General features: G+C 63.9%; 9 protein-coding genes and 1 rRNA gene. 6 read left to right on the top strand and 4 right to left on the bottom strand.

Annotated elements, in window-relative coordinates; translation table 11 throughout:
- Positions 1-140 precede the first annotated feature (140 nt).
- The 4 genes from rrf (at position 141) to recD (ending at position 9,716) form a co-directional block, all read left to right on the top strand.
- A 5S ribosomal RNA gene (rrf, locus tag CRP40_RS11995) occupies positions 141-256 on the top strand.
- Positions 257-490: 234 nt separating this feature from the next.
- Positions 491-3,970, top strand: coding sequence for an exodeoxyribonuclease V subunit gamma (gene recC / locus CRP40_RS11990; RefSeq protein WP_033695022.1), 3,480 nt, complete (start codon positions 491-493; stop codon positions 3,968-3,970).
- A complete protein-coding gene (gene recB / locus CRP40_RS11985; protein ID WP_027914368.1) occupies positions 3,967-7,644 on the top strand; it encodes an exodeoxyribonuclease V subunit beta in 3,678 nt (1,225 codons plus the stop codon). Before recC ends, recB begins: the two co-directional genes overlap by 4 nt.
- Positions 7,641-9,716 (top strand): exodeoxyribonuclease V subunit alpha, encoded by a 2,076-nt coding sequence (gene recD / locus CRP40_RS11980; protein ID WP_027914369.1) that lies wholly within the window; start codon positions 7,641-7,643, stop codon positions 9,714-9,716. The genes recB and recD overlap by 4 nt, the downstream gene beginning before the upstream one ends.
- Positions 9,717-9,737: 21 nt before the next feature.
- Here recD and CRP40_RS11975 read toward each other — a convergent pair whose 3' ends face one another.
- Positions 9,738-10,700, bottom strand: coding sequence for a LysR family transcriptional regulator (locus tag CRP40_RS11975; RefSeq protein ID WP_027914370.1), 963 nt, complete (start codon positions 10,698-10,700; stop codon positions 9,738-9,740).
- 133 nt (positions 10,701-10,833) lie between these two features.
- On the opposite strand from CRP40_RS11975, the gene CRP40_RS11970 reads away from it, so the two are divergent.
- Together CRP40_RS11970 and mmsB are read left to right on the top strand one after the other, a co-directional pair.
- Complete coding sequence (locus CRP40_RS11970) at positions 10,834-12,360, top strand: CoA-acylating methylmalonate-semialdehyde dehydrogenase (protein ID WP_027914371.1); 1,527 nt, start codon at positions 10,834-10,836, stop codon at positions 12,358-12,360.
- Between the two features lie 10 nt (positions 12,361-12,370).
- Positions 12,371-13,258 (top strand): 3-hydroxyisobutyrate dehydrogenase, encoded by an 888-nt coding sequence (gene mmsB / locus CRP40_RS11965; protein ID WP_027914372.1) that lies wholly within the window; start codon positions 12,371-12,373, stop codon positions 13,256-13,258.
- Between the two features lie 61 nt (positions 13,259-13,319).
- Here mmsB and CRP40_RS11960 read toward each other — a convergent pair whose 3' ends face one another.
- The 3 genes from CRP40_RS11960 to CRP40_RS11950 form a co-directional block, all read right to left on the bottom strand.
- Positions 13,320-13,664 carry a cupin domain-containing protein gene (locus CRP40_RS11960; protein WP_023534343.1) on the bottom strand — a complete coding sequence of 115 codons (345 nt, stop codon included), beginning with the start codon at positions 13,662-13,664 and terminating at the stop codon, positions 13,320-13,322.
- Between the two features lie 155 nt (positions 13,665-13,819).
- Positions 13,820-14,752 carry a phosphatidate cytidylyltransferase gene (locus CRP40_RS11955; protein ID WP_023534414.1) on the bottom strand — a complete coding sequence of 311 codons (933 nt, stop codon included), beginning with the start codon at positions 14,750-14,752 and terminating at the stop codon, positions 13,820-13,822.
- Between the two features lies 1 nt (position 14,753).
- On the bottom strand, positions 14,754-15,377 hold the full coding sequence (locus CRP40_RS11950; protein WP_027914373.1) for a lysophospholipid acyltransferase family protein: 624 nt from the start codon (positions 15,375-15,377) through the stop codon (positions 14,754-14,756).

The raw sequence follows: 15,377 nt of genomic DNA, 5'->3' as shown, positions 1-15,377 counted from the left end.
GACCATATAACACCCAAGCAATTTGCTTCTGCAGATTGCGGTGGTGAAGATGACATGAACCGAAAGTTCGCAACGCATCACAAACATCACATATCCGAATTCGCTGGGCTGTCCAACAGGACATTCTGGCTACAGAATTTCTTGACGACCATAGAGCATTGGAACCACCTGATCCCATCCCGAACTCAGTAGTGAAACGATGCATCGCCGATGGTAGTGTGGGGTTTCCCCATGTGAGAGTAGGTCATCGTCAAGATTCATTTCGCAAAACCCCTATCTGCGCAGGCAGGTAGGGGTTTTGTCTTTAGGCTGGAAAAAATGACGTACTCGTGTTTGTACCGTCAAACGAGCAACCGCCGTGGGCGAGCCGGGGCAGGCGCGCGACTGCCTACCCCACACCAACGCCTCGAAACATCTCTACAACCCCGCCCTCGACCCGCTCCGTGATATCGTTCCTCCCCAAGTAAACGCGCCCGAAAGAGACCTGCCGATGTCCAGTACCCACCTCCAGCCTGGCTTCATGATCGTCCACGGCAATCGCCCAGACGACCTGCGCAGCCTGGTGGTGAGCTGGATGCGCCGTTACCCTCTGGCGCCTTTGGAGAATGAAATCGCGCTGGTCCAGAGCAATGGTATCGCCCAATGGCTCAAGCTCGCCTTGGCCGAGGATCCTCTAGAAGATGACCAGGGCGGTTGTGGCATTGCCGCTGCCATCGAGATGCAGCTGCCGGGTAGCTTCATGTGGCAGTTGTACCGCACCGTGCTGGGCCGCGATCAGATACCGGAAGTGTCGCTGCTCGACAAGGCGCCGCTCACCTGGCGCCTGATGCGCCTGTTACCCGAACTGGTCGAGCGGCCGCACTTCGAGCCCTTGCGGCGTTTTTTGACTGACGACAGCGATCTACGCAAACGCTACCAGCTCGCCGAGCGCCTGGCCGATCTGTTCGACCAATATCAGGTGTACCGCGCCGACTGGTTGAAAGAGTGGGCCGCAGGGCGGCATGTGCTCAACACTGCCCGCGGCGAACGCAAGCCATTGCCTGTCGACAACTGCTGGCAGGCAGAACTGTGGCGTGCCCTGCTGGAGGATGTAGGCGAGGAAGGCATGGCCCAGAGCCGTGCCGGCGTACACCAGCGGTTCATGGCCTGCATCGACGACCTGGAGCAGGCTCCGGCAAACCTGCCCGCACGGGTGATCGTGTTCGGTATCTCCTCGCTGCCTGCCCAGACGCTCGAAGCGCTGGCCGGTCTCGCCCGTTTCAGCCAGGTCCTGTTATGCGTGCACAACCCTTGCCGCCATCACTGGGCCGACATTGTGGCCGACAAGGACTTGCTGCGGCACCAGTACAAGCGTCAGCAACGCCGGCCCGGCATGCCATTGGAACTGGATGACCAGTCGCTGCACCAACATGCGCATCCCCTGCTGGCAGCCTGGGGCAAGCAAGGCCGCGACTACATCAACCTGCTCGACAGCTACGACGACCCAGGCAGTTACCAGGGTGTCTTCAGCGATGGACGAATCGACCTGTTTACCGAAGGTTCACCCATCACGCTGCTCAACCAGCTACAGGACGATATCCTTCAATTGCGTCCGCTGGCCGAATCCCGTGAGCAATGGCCGCCGGTCAATGCACGCCGCGACCGTTCGGTGCGCTTCCACGTTGCGCACAGCCCGCAACGGGAAGTCGAGATTCTCCACGACCAGTTGTTGGCCCGCTTCAGCGCAGATCCCACGCTGCGCCCACGTGACGTCATCGTCATGTTGCCCGACGTCGATAGCTACGCACCGCACATACGGGCCGTCTTCGGCCAATTGCAGCGCAAAGACCCTCGCTACATCCCGTACACCTTGACCGACCAGGGCCAACGTGGCCGCGAGCCGCTGCTGATCGCCCTGGAGCACCTGCTCAAACTCCCCGAAAGTCGTTTTGCCGTCAGCGAAGTGCTGGACCTGCTGGACGTACCGGCAGTGCGGGCTCGGTTCGGCATTCGCGAAGGTGACTTGCCAACCCTGCACCGCTGGATCGAAGGTGCCGGCATTCGCTGGGGGCTCAATGCCGAGCAACGGGCCAGCCTGGGCTTGCCGGACGGGCTCGAGCAGAACTCCTGGCGCTTTGGTTTGCGGCGGATGCTGCTGGGTTATGCCGTGGGTGTGGGTGATGCCTGCGATGGCATCGAGCCTTACGACGAGATAGGCGGGCTGGACGCTGCACTGATTGGGCCGCTTGTCGCGTTGCTCGATGCGCTTGAAGTGGCGTGCCAAACCTTGTCTTGCCCGGCCAACGCCGGCGAATGGAGCGAACGCCTCAATGCCCTGCTGCACGTCTTCTTCCTGGCCGAGGATGAGCAGGATGAGTTTCTGCTGATCCAGTTGCAGGACCTGCGCGAATCTTGGCTGGATGTCTGCGAAACCGTGGACCTGCAAGACCCACTGCCGCTAACGGTGGTGCGCGAAGCCTGGCTGTCGGGCCTGGACCAAGGCAAATTGTCCCAGCGCTTCCTGGCCGGCTCGGTGAACTTCTGTACGCTCATGCCCATGCGCGCCATCCCGTTTCGCGTGGTCTGCCTGCTGGGCATGAATGACGGTGATTATCCACGCGCGCAGCCACCGCTGGATTTCGATCTGATGGCCACCGATTACCGCCCAGGTGATCGTTCGCGTCGGGAAGATGATCGTTACCTGTTGCTCGAAGCCGTACTGTCGGCCCAGGACCAGCTCTACGTGAGTTGGGTGGGGCGCAGTATCCGCGACAACAGCGAGCGGCCTGCCTCGGTACTGATCGGCCAGCTTCGCGATCACATCGCTGCGGGGTGGCAACTGGCCGATGCGCAAGCCGATGTCAAACACGATCCGGGCCAGCAACTGCTTCATGCCTTGACCCAGGAACACCCCTTGCAGCCCTTCAGCCTGCGCTATTTCGAACAGGGCAGCGCGCTGTTCAGCTACGCACACGAGTGGCAAGTGCTGCACCAGGCCCACAGCGATGTCCCACACGACCTGGCCGAGCTGCCGCCCTATCAGGATGATGAGCCGCTGACATTGAATCAGCTGGCCGATTTTCTCAGGCATCCGGTGCGGCATTTCTTCAGTCAGCGGCTCAAGGTCTATTTCGAAGCGCTCGAAGCGCCCACGCCGGACGAAGAGCCTTTCGTACTCGACGCCTTGCAGCGTTATGGTGCAAGTGAGGCGTTACTCGGCGCAGCCTTGAGCACACCCGAGGATGTTCCGCGCGCCCTGCATCAGCAGGCACGTCGCCTGCAGGCCCAGGGCTTGCTGCCCTTGGCCGGTTTTGGCGAACTCTTGCAGCATGACCTGATCGAGCCGCTGCCCGACTTGCTGCAACGCCATGGGCAGTTGCTCGAGCGCTGGCCGCGGCAGGTTGAGGGTGCACTGCCTGTGCATTTCGAGCACGGCCCCCATCGGCTGGAGGGCTGGCTGGGTCGCGTGTTCCAAGGCGATGACCAGAGCGTGCTGAGCATCAACACGGTCCCCAACACCATCAGTGCAGGGCGCAACAGCCTAAAATGGCATCGCCTCATCGCGCCGTGGGTGACACACCTTGCCGCCTGCGCGGCAGGTTACGCCTATCACAGTGCGCTGGTGGCCAGTGACGTGACCCTGCTACTGGCGCCTGTTGACCAGCAAGCGGCAGCGGACCTGTTGGGAGAACTGCTGGTGGCACGACAGGCGGGCATGTGTGCACCGCTCCCGGTGGCGCCCAAGACGGCATTCGCCTGGCTCGCCCAGGACGATCCGGACAAAGCCATGGCTGCGGCCGCCCGTGCTTACGAAGGCGACGAACGCACCAGTGCCGGCGAGCGCGGTGAAAGCGTTGCCCTGGCCCGACAGTTCCGCGATTTCGCCGCGCTCACGGCCGACGAAACCTTCGTGGGGTGGTGTGAGGCCTTGTACCGCCCCCTGTTCGACGCCCCCTGGCAAACCCTGGGCAACCCGGAGAAAAGCGCATGACCCAGGCTCGGCCACTGGCCCTGAATTTTCCCTTGCACGGCAGCCAGCTGATCGAGGCCAGCGCGGGAACGGGCAAGACGTTCACCATTTCAGCGTTGTACCTGCGCCTTATCCTCGGCCACGGTGGCGAGCAGGGTTTCGAACGAGAGCTGCTGCCGCCGCAGATTCTGGTAGTGACGTTCACAGACGCTGCCACCAAGGAGTTGCGCGAGCGTATCCGGACTCGGCTGGCTGAGGCGGCGCGGTTTTTCCGCGGTGAACTCGAAGCCGTCGACCCGCTGCTGGCGCAATTGCGTGACGATTATCCACAGCACGCGTGGGCCAGCAGTGCCGCCCGGCTGGAAACCGCTGTGCAGTGGATGGACGAAGCAGCCGTATCGACCATTCACGGCTGGTGCCAGCGCATGTTGCGTGAGCACGCATTCGACAGCGGCAGCCTGTTTACCCAGACCCTCGAAACCGACCACAGTGAACTGCTGGGGCAGGTGGTGCGCGATTACTGGCGACGTTTCTGCTACGGCATGCAAAGCCAGGCCCTGACGTGGGTGCGTAGCCACTGGGTCAGCCCTGCCGCGCTCTTGCCCCGCATTCGCCCGCTGTTTGGCAGGGTGCGTGCCGCCCACCAAGGGCCCGAGCCCGAGGCACTGATCCTTGAGGCGTTGCAGGCCCGCGACGAGCAGCTGGCCCGGCTCAAGGGGCCCTGGGCGGCCTGGGTCCAGGAGCTGCGACAGCTCTGTCATGACGCCGTGGCCGCCAAACAGGTGGACGGCAGAAAGATGCAGGCCCGCTACTTCGAACCCTGGTTCGACAAATTATCCCAGTGGTGCAACGACGAACAGTGCGTGGAACTTGACCTGGGTACAGGCTTCACCCGCCTGACCCCTGCGGGCCTCGCCGAGGCCTGGAAAGTCGGCGAGCCGCCAGCGCACCCTGCACTCGACGCCATGCAAACATTGCAACAAGACCTGCAGGGCCTGGCCAGCCCGGACGCAGCGCTGCTCGAACATGCCGCCAGCTGGGTTTCGGCGCAGTTCGAAGTGGAGAAGCGGCGCCGCGCGGAGATGGGGTTCGACGACATGCTGCTGCGGTTGCAGCAGGCACTGTACAGCGAGGCAGGCGAGCGACTGGCCGGATTGATCCGTGAGCAGTTCCCGGTGGCGATGATCGATGAATTCCAGGACACCGATCCGGTCCAGTACGGTATTTTCGAACGCATCTACCGCATCAGCGAGAACCACGGCGACACCGGCCTGTTCATGATCGGCGACCCCAAGCAGGCGATCTACGCCTTCCGGGGCGCCGATATCTACACCTACCTTGCGGCCCGGCGCGCGACCCAAGGCCGCTTGCACAGCCTGGACACCAACTACCGCTCCAGCGAAGGCATGGTCGCGGCGGTCAATCAGGTCTTCCAGCAGGCCGAGGCGCGTCCCAGCGGGCGTGGCGCCTTCCTCTTTCGGGAGGCGGACGACAACCCTCTGCCCTTCGTTGCAGTGCGCGCCCAGGGCCGCAGCGAACAACTGATGCTCCAGGGTCAGCCCTGCGCCGCACTCCAGTGCTGGCAACTCCCCAGCGACGAGCCGGTTTCGATGGGCGTTTACCGGCAGCAAATGGCCACCAGTTGCGCGAGTCACATCGTGGGCCTGCTCAACGCCAGTCAACACGGCACGGCAGGCTTTGCGCACGCCAATGGCCATTTGCGCCCGTGCCTGCCATCGGACATCGCCATCCTGGTGCGCGATGGCCACGAGGCGCAACGTATCCGCGCAGAGCTCGCTGCCCGAGGCGTGCGCAGCGTCTACCTCTCCGACAAGGACTCGGTGTTCGCCGCCCAGGAGGCTCATGACCTGCTGGCCTGGCTCAAAGCCTGCGCAGAGCCGGACTCCGAGCGCCTGCTCAAGGCGGCGTTGGCCAGCTTGACGCTTGACCTGTCGCTGCCGGCGCTTGATCGCCTGAACCAGGACGAACGGGTGTGGGAAAGCTGGGTGATGCGGTTTCGCGCCTACCGCGACACCTGGCAGCGCCAGGGCGTGCTGCCCATGCTGCGTCAGTTGCTGCATGACTTCGAGCTGCCGCGAACGCTCATTCGTCGCACGGACGGCGAGCGCGTGCTCACCAACCTGTTGCACCTGGCCGAGTTGCTCCAGCAGGCCGCAGGCGAGTTGGACGGTGAGCAGGCGCTGATCCGCCACCTGGCCGATCATCTGGCCAGTTCAGGCCAGGCCGGCGAGGAGCAGATCCTGCGCCTGGAGAGCGACGAGCAACTGGTCAAGGTGGTCACCATCCACAAGTCCAAGGGCCTGGAGTACCCATTGGTCTATCTTCCGTTCATCTGCTCCAGCAAACCGGTGGACGGCAGCCGCCTGCCGCTCGCCTGGCACGACAGCCAGGGCAATGCGCACCTGACCCTGACGCCGGACGCCACGCAGGTCGAGCGCGCCGATGACGAACGCCTGGCCGAAGACTTGCGCCTTTTGTATGTGGCGCTCACCCGTGCCCAGTATGCCTGCTGGCTGGGGGTGGCCGACCTCAAGCGCGGTAATCACAAGCGCTCGAGCCTGCATCGCTCGGCGCTCGGCTACCTGCTAGGCGGCGGCGCCGAACTTGCCGATTCCAAGCAACTGACAGGCTGGTTGCAAGCACTGGCCGATACCAGCGCGCACATAACCTGCCCTGGGCTTCCGGAAGAGGACCGAGCGCTCTACCACACCCCGCAGTTGCAGCACCAACTGGTCCCAGCCCGTATGCCCCGGCGCGCGGCGGCCGAACAGTGGTGGATCGCCTCCTACAGCGCGCTGCGGATCGGTGAGCAGGCACTGGGCGTCGACAGCTCGCTGGCGCAACAACTGCTCGACGATGAGCCCGTCGATACCCAGGTACTGCGCGAGGTCCCCGCGGACAGCGGAGACATCCACCGCTTCCCGCGCGGCCCAAACCCCGGCACGTTCCTTCACGGGTTGCTGGAGTGGGCCGGGCGTGAAGGCTTTGCCCAGGTACACGATAACCCGCAAGCGCTGGCCCGCACCGTGGGCCAGCGCTGTAACCGGCGCGGCTGGGAGGGCTGGATACCGACGCTGACCCAGTGGCTCACAGGCCTGCTCGACACACCGATGCCCGTGGCACAAAACGGCCTGACCGTGACCCTCAGCCAGCTCACCCGCTACCAGGTCGAAATGGAGTTCTGGTTTGCCAGTCACCAGGTCGATGCCCAGCAGCTCGACCGCCTGGTGGCCCACTACACCCATCCAGGACTACTGCGCCCAGCCGCGCAGCCGACGCTGCTCAACGGCATGTTCAAGGGTTTCATCGACCTGGCGTTCGAGCTGGAGGGGCGCTACTACGTGACCGATTACAAATCCAATTGGTTGGGCCCCGACATTCAGGCGTATGACCCTGCCGCGATGCAGCGGGCCATCCTTGAGCATCGTTATGACCTGCAATACGTGCTGTACCTGTTGGCCCTGCACCGACAGCTGCGCGCCCGCCTGGCGGACTATGACTATGACCTGCATGTCGGCGGGGCCCTTTTCATTTTCCTGCGAGGGGCCAACAGCAGCGGGCATGGTATTTATCACGCCAAGCCCCCGCGCGAGCTGATCGAAACCCTCGATGCCCTGTTTCGCGGCGAGCACGCACCTGTTGCGCATGACCTGTTTGCCGGAGACGCCCCATGAGCCGAAGCCTCGTCGACCTGCTGCCCACCCCCCTGCAGGCCGAGCACCTGCTGGCCCTGGCCCCTCAACACCGCAGCAGTGACCTGCTGCAACTGCTCGATCGCTGGGTCGAACGCGGCTGGTTGCGGGCGCTGGACCGTGCTTTCGTATCCTTTCTGGAGACGCTTGCGCCGGGCAGTGACCCGCTGTTGCTGTTGGCAGCCGCCCTTGCCAGCCATCAACTGGGGCATGGGCACGTCTGCCTGGACTTGCAGCAGACCTTGGCCGAACCTGACTTCGCGCTCTCGTTACCGCCTGAGGGGGATGCGCTGACCGGCCCGCTGCTGTTGCCCTCCCAACTGCTGGCCGGCCTTGACCTGGACGCCTGGCGCCAGCGCATCGCCGCAAGCCCGCTGGTGGCAGCCGCCGATACGCCAGGGCAGCACACCCGGCCCTTGGTCCTCAGCGGCGAACGCCTTTACCTGCGCCGCTACTGGAGTTATGAGCGGCGCATCGACCGCACCCTGCGCCAACGCCTGACCCAGGCCGACGCCGTACCGTCAGACCTGACGAGGCGTCTGGATGCCCTGTTCGAGGGCGGCAGCCTCGCAGGGCAGGTGGACTGGCAGAAGCTTGCCTGCGCCCTGGCCACTCGCGCCGGGTTCAGCATCATCACGGGTGGGCCTGGCACCGGCAAGACCACCACCGTGGTACGCCTGCTTGCCTTGCTCCAGGCCCCGGCAGTGGAAGCGGGCAGGCCGTTGCGCATTCGCCTGGCGGCGCCCACGGGCAAGGCAGCTGCTCGCCTGACCGAATCCATTGGCCAGCAAGTCGAACGCCTGCATGTCAGCAGCGACGTGCGTGGCCATATCCCCACCGAAGTCAGTACCGTGCACCGCCTGCTCGGTAGCCGTCCAGGCTCGCGACACTTCCGTCACAATGCCGCCAACCCCCTGCCTCTGGATGTACTGGTGGTCGACGAAGCTTCGATGATCGACCTGGAGATGATGGCCAACCTGCTCGATGCCATGCCGCCAAAAGCACGACTGGTGCTGCTCGGTGACAAGGACCAGCTGGCCTCGGTGGAGGCCGGGGCGGTGCTGGGTGATTTGTGCCGGGATGCCGAGCAGGGCCGCTACTCCCCAGCGACCCAGGCATGGCTGGAGCATATCGGCGGGCAATCGCTGTCTGAAAGCGGTCTTGAGCCTGGTGATGAACAGCGCCATCCGCTGGCTCAGCAAGTGGTCATGCTGCGTTTTTCCCGACGCTTCGGCGAAGGCAGCGGCATCGGTCAGCTCGCCCGATTGGTCAACCGTCAGCAAAGCCATGCGGCGCGCGACTTATTGGCCATGCCGCCGCCCGACGTCCACAGCCTGGCCCTGAAACAGGAGCATGACCGCGCCTTCGATCGCCTGCTGCTCGACGGCCTGGACCGCGGCGCGGAAGGCCCCCAGGGCTATCGCAGCTACTTGCGTACCTTGGGCAGTCAGCGTCCGGCACTAGACACTCCATTCGACGACCCTGCCTGGGAACGCTGGGCCGCCAAGGTCCTGCACCGTTTCGAGGATTTCCAGCTGTTGTGCGCCGTGCGCCGTGGCGCCTGGGGTGTAGAGGGGTTGAACGAGCGGGTGGCGCGGGTGCTGCACAGCGCCGGCCTGATCGACAGCCAGCAGCCTTGGTACGAGGGCCGGCCGGTGTTGGTCACCCGCAACGACTATGGGCTGGGTTTGATGAACGGCGACATCGGTATCGCCCTGTGCCTGCCGGATGAGCAGGGCAAGCCATTGCTGCGCGTGGCCTTTCCCCGCAACGATGGCAAGGGTGGCGTACGCTTCGTGCTCCCCAGCCGCCTGAACGAGGTGGAAACCGTGTTCGCCATGACCGTGCACAAGTCCCAGGGCTCGGAATTCGGCCATACCGCACTGGTCCTGCCCGACGCGCTCAACCCGGTCCTGACCAAGGAACTGGTCTACACCGGCATCACCCGTGCCAAGCACTGCTTCAGCCTGGTGGAACCTCGCCAGGGCATTTTCGAGGAAGCCGTGGGGCGCAAGGTTCGACGTATTTCGGGGTTGATGCTCGAGCAGGTGTGAGGGCGACGCTCGTCAGCGCCGTCAGGCCTGGTTGCAGGCCTTGGTAAAGCGCATCACCGTGTCCTGCCCCATCATCAGTGGGGCATTGGCTTCGGTCACCTCGCGGATGTAGTCCCACAACAAGGTGATGCGCTTGAGCTTGCGCAGGTCTTCGCGGCAGTACATCCAGAATTGCCGCGTCACTTCCACCTGCTCGGGCAGCACCGTCACCAGCCGCGGGTCCTGCGCGGCCAGGAAACACGGCAAAATCGCCAGCCCGCGGCCTTGAAGCGCAGCGGTGTACTGGGCAATCACACTGGTACTGCGCAGGTGAGCCGTGGCCCCAGGGATCAGGTTGGCCAGGTACAGCAGCTCGGAGCTGAAGGCCAGGTCGTCGACATAACTGATGAAGGGATGCCCGGCCAGGTCGGCAACGGCCTGGATCGGCGCATGGCTGTCCAGGTATGCCTGCGTGGCGTACAGGCGCAGTCGGTAGTCGCACAGCTTGCAGCATACGTAGGGCCCGTGTTCCGGGCGTTCCAGGGCGATGACGATGTCCGCCTCGCGTTTGGAAAGGCTGATGAAATGCGGCAGCGGCAGGATATCCACTGAAATCGCCGGGTAGGCATCGACGAAGTGGCTCAGCTGCGGGGTGATGAAGAAACTGCCGAAGCCCTCGGTGCAGCCCATGCGCACATGCCCCGACAGCGCCACCCCCGAGCCGGATACCTGCTCGCACGCCATGTGCAGCGTGCTTTCGATGGCCTCGGCATAACTGAGCAGACGTTGACCTTCTGCCGTCAGCACGAAGCCGCTGGTGCGCGATTTTTCGAACAGCAAGGTGCCAAGCGCGCCTTCCAGCGAAGTGATGCGCCGCGAGACGGTGGTGTAGTCCACGCTCAGCCGTTTGGCCGCGCTGCTGGCCTTGCGCGTGCGGGCCACTTCGAGAAAGAACTTCAAGTCGTCCCAGTTGAGCGCGCTCAGGGATGTGAGGTCTTTTTGCATGATGATCCGGAATTTTTATGCGTTCTTGTAGGATGTTTGCACATCTATACTCGAAACATGCCCTCTTACGCCACCCCGCGTTAGCGACGGCGCTGGCGATCTCGTCCTGACAATAATTCCAAGGAGAACGCAGATGAACGCACCCCAGTCCCCTGACCAGACCAAGGTCGAGCAGGCCAAGCTGCTGATCGATGGTCAATGGGTGGAGTCCCGAACGAGCGAGTGGCGCGATATCGTCAACCCGGCCACCCAGGCCGTGCTGGCGCGTGTTCCGTTCGCCACCGCTGAGGAGGTGGACGCCGCCGTGGCGGCGGCCCAGCGTGCCTTTCTGACCTGGCGCCATACGCCGATTGGCGCGCGCATGCGCATCATGCTCAAGCTCCAGGCGCTGATCCGTGAACACAGCAAGCGCATTGCCCAGGTGCTGAGCGCCGAACAGGGCAAGACCCTGGCCGACGCCGAGGGAGATATCTTCCGTGGCCTGGAAGTGGTCGAGCACGCGGCTTCCATCGGCACCCTGCAAATGGGCGAATTCGCCGAAAACGTGGCAGGCGGTGTCGATACCTATACCTTGCGTCAGCCGATTGGGGTATGCGCTGGCATCACGCCGTTCAACTTCCCCGCGATGATCCCGCTGTGGATGTTCCCCATGGCCATCGTCTGCGGCAACACCTTCGTGCTCAAGCCCTCCGAGCAGGACCCGTTGTCGACCTTGTTGCTGGTCGAGCTGGCCGTGGAGGCCGGGGTGCCCGCCGGTGTGCTCAATGTGGTCCATGGGGGCAAGGCCGTGGTCGATGCCCTGTGCACACACCAGGACATCAAGGCGATTTCCTTCGTCGGCTCGACCGAGGTAGGTACCCATGTCTACAACCTGGCCAGCCAGCATGGCAAGCGCGTGCAGTCGATGATGGGCGCCAAGAACCATGCCGTGGTGCTGCCGGACGCCAACCGTACGCAAACCGTGAATGCCCTTGTAGGGGCGGCCTTTGGCGCTGCAGGCCAGCGCTGCATGGCCACCTCGGTTGCGGTGCTGGTGGGCAAGGCCCGCGAATGGCTGCCAGACATAAAGCAAGCGGCGAGCAAGCTCAGCGTGAACGCCGGCAGCGAGCCAGGTACCGATGTGGGGCCGGTGGTGTCCAAGCGGGCCAAGGAGCGTGTACTGAGCCTGATCGAGAGCGGCATCCGAGAGGGCGCCACCTTGGAACTCGATGGCCGCGACGTCAAGGTGCCGGGCTATGAGCACGGCAACTTCGTCGGCCCCACGTTGTTCTCGGGCGTGACCACCGACATGCAGGTCTATACCCAGGAAATCTTCGGTCCGGTTCTGGTGACGCTCGAGGTCGACACCCTCGATGAGGCCATCGCCCTGGTCAACGCCAATCCGTTCGGCAACGGCACCGGTCTGTTCACCCAGAGCGGCGCGGCGGCACGCAAGTTCCAGAGCGAGATCGACGTCGGGCAGGTGGGCATCAACATCCCGATCCCGGTGCCCGTACCGTTCTTCAGCTTCACCGGCTCGCGCGGCTCCAAGCTGGGAGATCTGGGGCCGTACGGCAAGCAGGTGGTGCAGTTCTACACCCAGACCAAGACGGTTACCGCCCGCTGGTTCGATGACGACAGTATCAACGACGGCGTGAACACCACCATCAGCCTGCGCTAAGGAGCACGTCATGCGTATCGCATTCATTGGCTTGGGCAACATGGGCGCCCCCATGGCCCGCAACCTGATCAAGGCCGGTCACGCGCTTGCCCTGTTTGACTTGAACAAGGAGGTACTGGCAGAACTCGGCGCCCTGGGTGGGCAGGTCAGCGCCTCACCACGCGAGGCGGTAGCCGAAAGCGACCTGGTCATCACCATGTTGCCGGCAGCCGCGCACGTGCGCAGCGTCTACCTCGATGACGATGGGGTACTGGCCGGGATCCGAGCTGGCACGCCCACCGTCGATTGCAGCACCATCGACCCACAGACCGCGCGCGAGGTGTCCAAGGCGGCGGCCGCCAAGGGCGTGGACATGGGCGATGCGCCTGTCTCCGGAGGCACGGGTGGGGCGGCGGCCGGTACGCTGACCTTCATGGTTGGAGCCAGCGACGAACTGTTCGCAGCGCTCAAGCCGGTGCTCGAGCACATGGGCCGCAATATCGTGCACTGCGGCGAAGTGGGGACGGGGCAGATCGCCAAGATCTGCAACAACCTGCTGTTGGGCATTTCGATGATCGGTGTGTCCGAAGCCATGGCGCTGGGCAATGCTCTGGGTATCGACACTCAGGTGCTGGCAGGCATCATCAACAGCTCCACCGGACGCTGCTGGAGCTCCGACACCTACAACCCCTGGCCTGGCGTGATCGAGACGGCGCCGTCCTCGCGTGGCTACACCGGCGGCTTCGGCGCCGAATTGATGCTCAAGGACCTGGGGCTGGCCACCGAAGCTGCGCGTCAGGCCCGCCAGCCCGTGATCCTCGGCGCCCTCGCGCAACAGCTGTACCAGGCCATGAGCCTGCGCGGGGAGGGTGGCAAGGACTTCTCGGCCATCATCGAGGCCTACCGCAAGCCACAATGATCAAAGGGTGCACGTCATCGTTGTACAGGGGGCGGCTCATTGCGCCCCCTGCGTCTGCCAATCAGGCGAAGACGAAGTATTTGCGCACCGTCTCGACCACTTCCCAGGTCCCCTTCATCCCTGGCTCGATCACGAACACGTCACCTGCCTTGAGGTGTTTCGGTTCCTCGCCTTCCGGGGTGACGATGCAGTAGCCATCGAGGAAGTGGCAGTATTCCCACTTGTCGTAGTTGACTTCGAACTTGCCCGGGGTGCAGATCCAGGTGCCCATGATCTTGCTGCCGTCGGCCGACAGGTAGGCGTTCAGGTTCACGGTGTGCGGGTCGCCGCCGATGCGTTTCCACTTGGTCGCGTCCACGACCGGGGTGGGGCAGGTTTCACGCAGCACGGTGATGAAATCGGACATGGCACAACTCCTGTGACTGGTTGAATGACCCGTCACCATAGGCGTTGAAGCGCCCGCGCAGTTGCCTGAAGTCGACGTCCAGGTGTCTGGCCGCGCTGTTCGCGCAGGGTCAGCCCAAACTACCGGCTAACGCGCTACCAGGCCTTGGCGCCGTTTCAAGCCCACCAGTAGCGCACGAAGTGGAAAAACACCGGTGCAGCGAAGCAGACCGAGTCGATGCGGTCGAGCATGCCGCCATGGCCTTCGATCATGTGCCCCCAGTCCTTGACGCCACGGTCGCGCTTGATCGCCGACATCACCAGCCCACCAAAGAAGCCCATGGTATTGACCGCCAAGGCCATCAAGGCGGCCTGCCAGAAGCTGAACGGCGTGATCCAGCACAGCAGCGCGCCGATCAGCGTGGCCAGTGCCACGCCGCCGACCAGGCCCTCGAGGGTTTTGGAAGGCGACAAGTTGGGCGCCACCTTGCGCTTGCCGAACAGCTTGCCGCACACGTATTGCAGCACATCGCTGAGCTGCACCACCACGATCAGCCAGGCGATCAGCAGCAGGTTGCGCCCCTCGAAGCCGGGGATCTCCAGGGTCATCAGCGCCGGCACCGACGATACGCAGTACACCGCGATCATCAAGCCCCACTGGACCTTCGAAGCCCGCTCCAGAAAGCGCGTGGTGTCGCCCCCAAGGCTGGCGAGGATCGGCAGCAACAGGAACAGGTAGACCGGAATGAAGATGCTGAACAGGCCATACCAGTCCATGGCGATGAGCACGTACTGGACGGGCAGCGCGATGTAGAACGCCGCCGCCAGGGCGGGGTAGTCACTGCGCCGGGTGGGCGTGAGGGTCATGAACTCGCGCAAGGCATAGAACGACACACCGTAGAACAGCACGATCACGCCGTATTTGCCGAAGACGAAGGCGATGCCGATTACCAGCACCATGACCCACCAGGCATTGATGCGGGCGTTGAGGTTGTCGATCACCGCATGGGGCCCGGGGCCTGCGCGCCACTTCAGCACACGGCCGATCACACTGGCGAGCAGCAGCAGGGCGCCGATGCCGGCGAACAGCGCGAGGGTATTGTCGTGCATGTCAAACGTCCTTGGGGGCTAGATCGAGCAGGGCTTGGCCAGCCCGCTCCAGAAAGGCTTGCTTGCTTTCGTCGGCCTGCAGGTGCAAGGGTTCGCCGAAACTCAGGGTGCATAGCAACGGCAACGGCAAGGCGCGTCCCTTGGGCATCACCCGATTGAGGTTGGCGATCCATACCGGCACCAGCTCGACCTGCGGGTGGGCCGCCGCCAGGTGATACAGGCCACTTCGCAACGGCAACAAGGGCTCATCGCTGAGGTTGCGCGTGCCTTCCGGAAAGAAGATCAGCGAATCGCCCTGGGCCACGGCGTCGAGTACCGGTTGCAAGGGGTGGCCCTGGCCTTCGTCGCGATGTCGCTGGATCAGCACGCCATTGAATACCTTGCGGATGAGAAAATCGCGAATCCCCGGCTTGGCCCAGTAGTCGGCACCGGCTACCGGCCGAGTGCGACGCCGCAGCGTCTGGGGCAGCGATGCCCATAGCAGGACGAAATCGCCGTGGCTGCTGTGATTGGCAAAGTACAGGCGCTGCACCGGAAGGGGCGTGCACCCCAGCCAGAGGGCTCGCGCCCCGGTAATCAGGCGCGCGGCCGAGGTGATCAGGTAGGCGGTCAGGTTGGCGAGCAT

This window comes from Pseudomonas sp. URMO17WK12:I9, from assembly GCF_900230165.1.
Classification (GTDB): Bacteria; Pseudomonadota; Gammaproteobacteria; order Pseudomonadales; family Pseudomonadaceae; genus Aquipseudomonas; species Aquipseudomonas fulva.
This window is presented reverse-complemented; position numbering and strand designations above follow the sequence as displayed.

Bases quoted from the DNA above. Each gene is read 5' to 3' on its own strand.
- recC (WP_033695022.1), top strand. From the start codon at position 491: ATGTCCAGTACCCACCTCCAGCCTGGCTTCATGATCGTCCACGGCAAT.
- recB (WP_027914368.1), top strand. From the start codon at position 3,967: ATGACCCAGGCTCGGCCACTGGCCCTGAATTTTCCCTTGCACGGCAGC.
- recD (WP_027914369.1), top strand. From the start codon at position 7,641: ATGAGCCGAAGCCTCGTCGACCTGCTGCCCACCCCCCTGCAGGCCGAG.
- CRP40_RS11975 (WP_027914370.1), bottom strand. From the start codon at position 10,700: ATGCAAAAAGACCTCACATCCCTGAGCGCGCTCAACTGGGACGACTTG.
- CRP40_RS11970 (WP_027914371.1), top strand. From the start codon at position 10,834: ATGAACGCACCCCAGTCCCCTGACCAGACCAAGGTCGAGCAGGCCAAG.
- mmsB (WP_027914372.1), top strand. From the start codon at position 12,371: ATGCGTATCGCATTCATTGGCTTGGGCAACATGGGCGCCCCCATGGCC.
- CRP40_RS11960 (WP_023534343.1), bottom strand. From the start codon at position 13,664: ATGTCCGATTTCATCACCGTGCTGCGTGAAACCTGCCCCACCCCGGTC.
- CRP40_RS11955 (WP_023534414.1), bottom strand. From the start codon at position 14,752: ATGCACGACAATACCCTCGCGCTGTTCGCCGGCATCGGCGCCCTGCTG.
- CRP40_RS11950 (WP_027914373.1), bottom strand. From the start codon at position 15,377: ATGCTCGCCAACCTGACCGCCTACCTGATCACCTCGGCCGCGCGCCTG.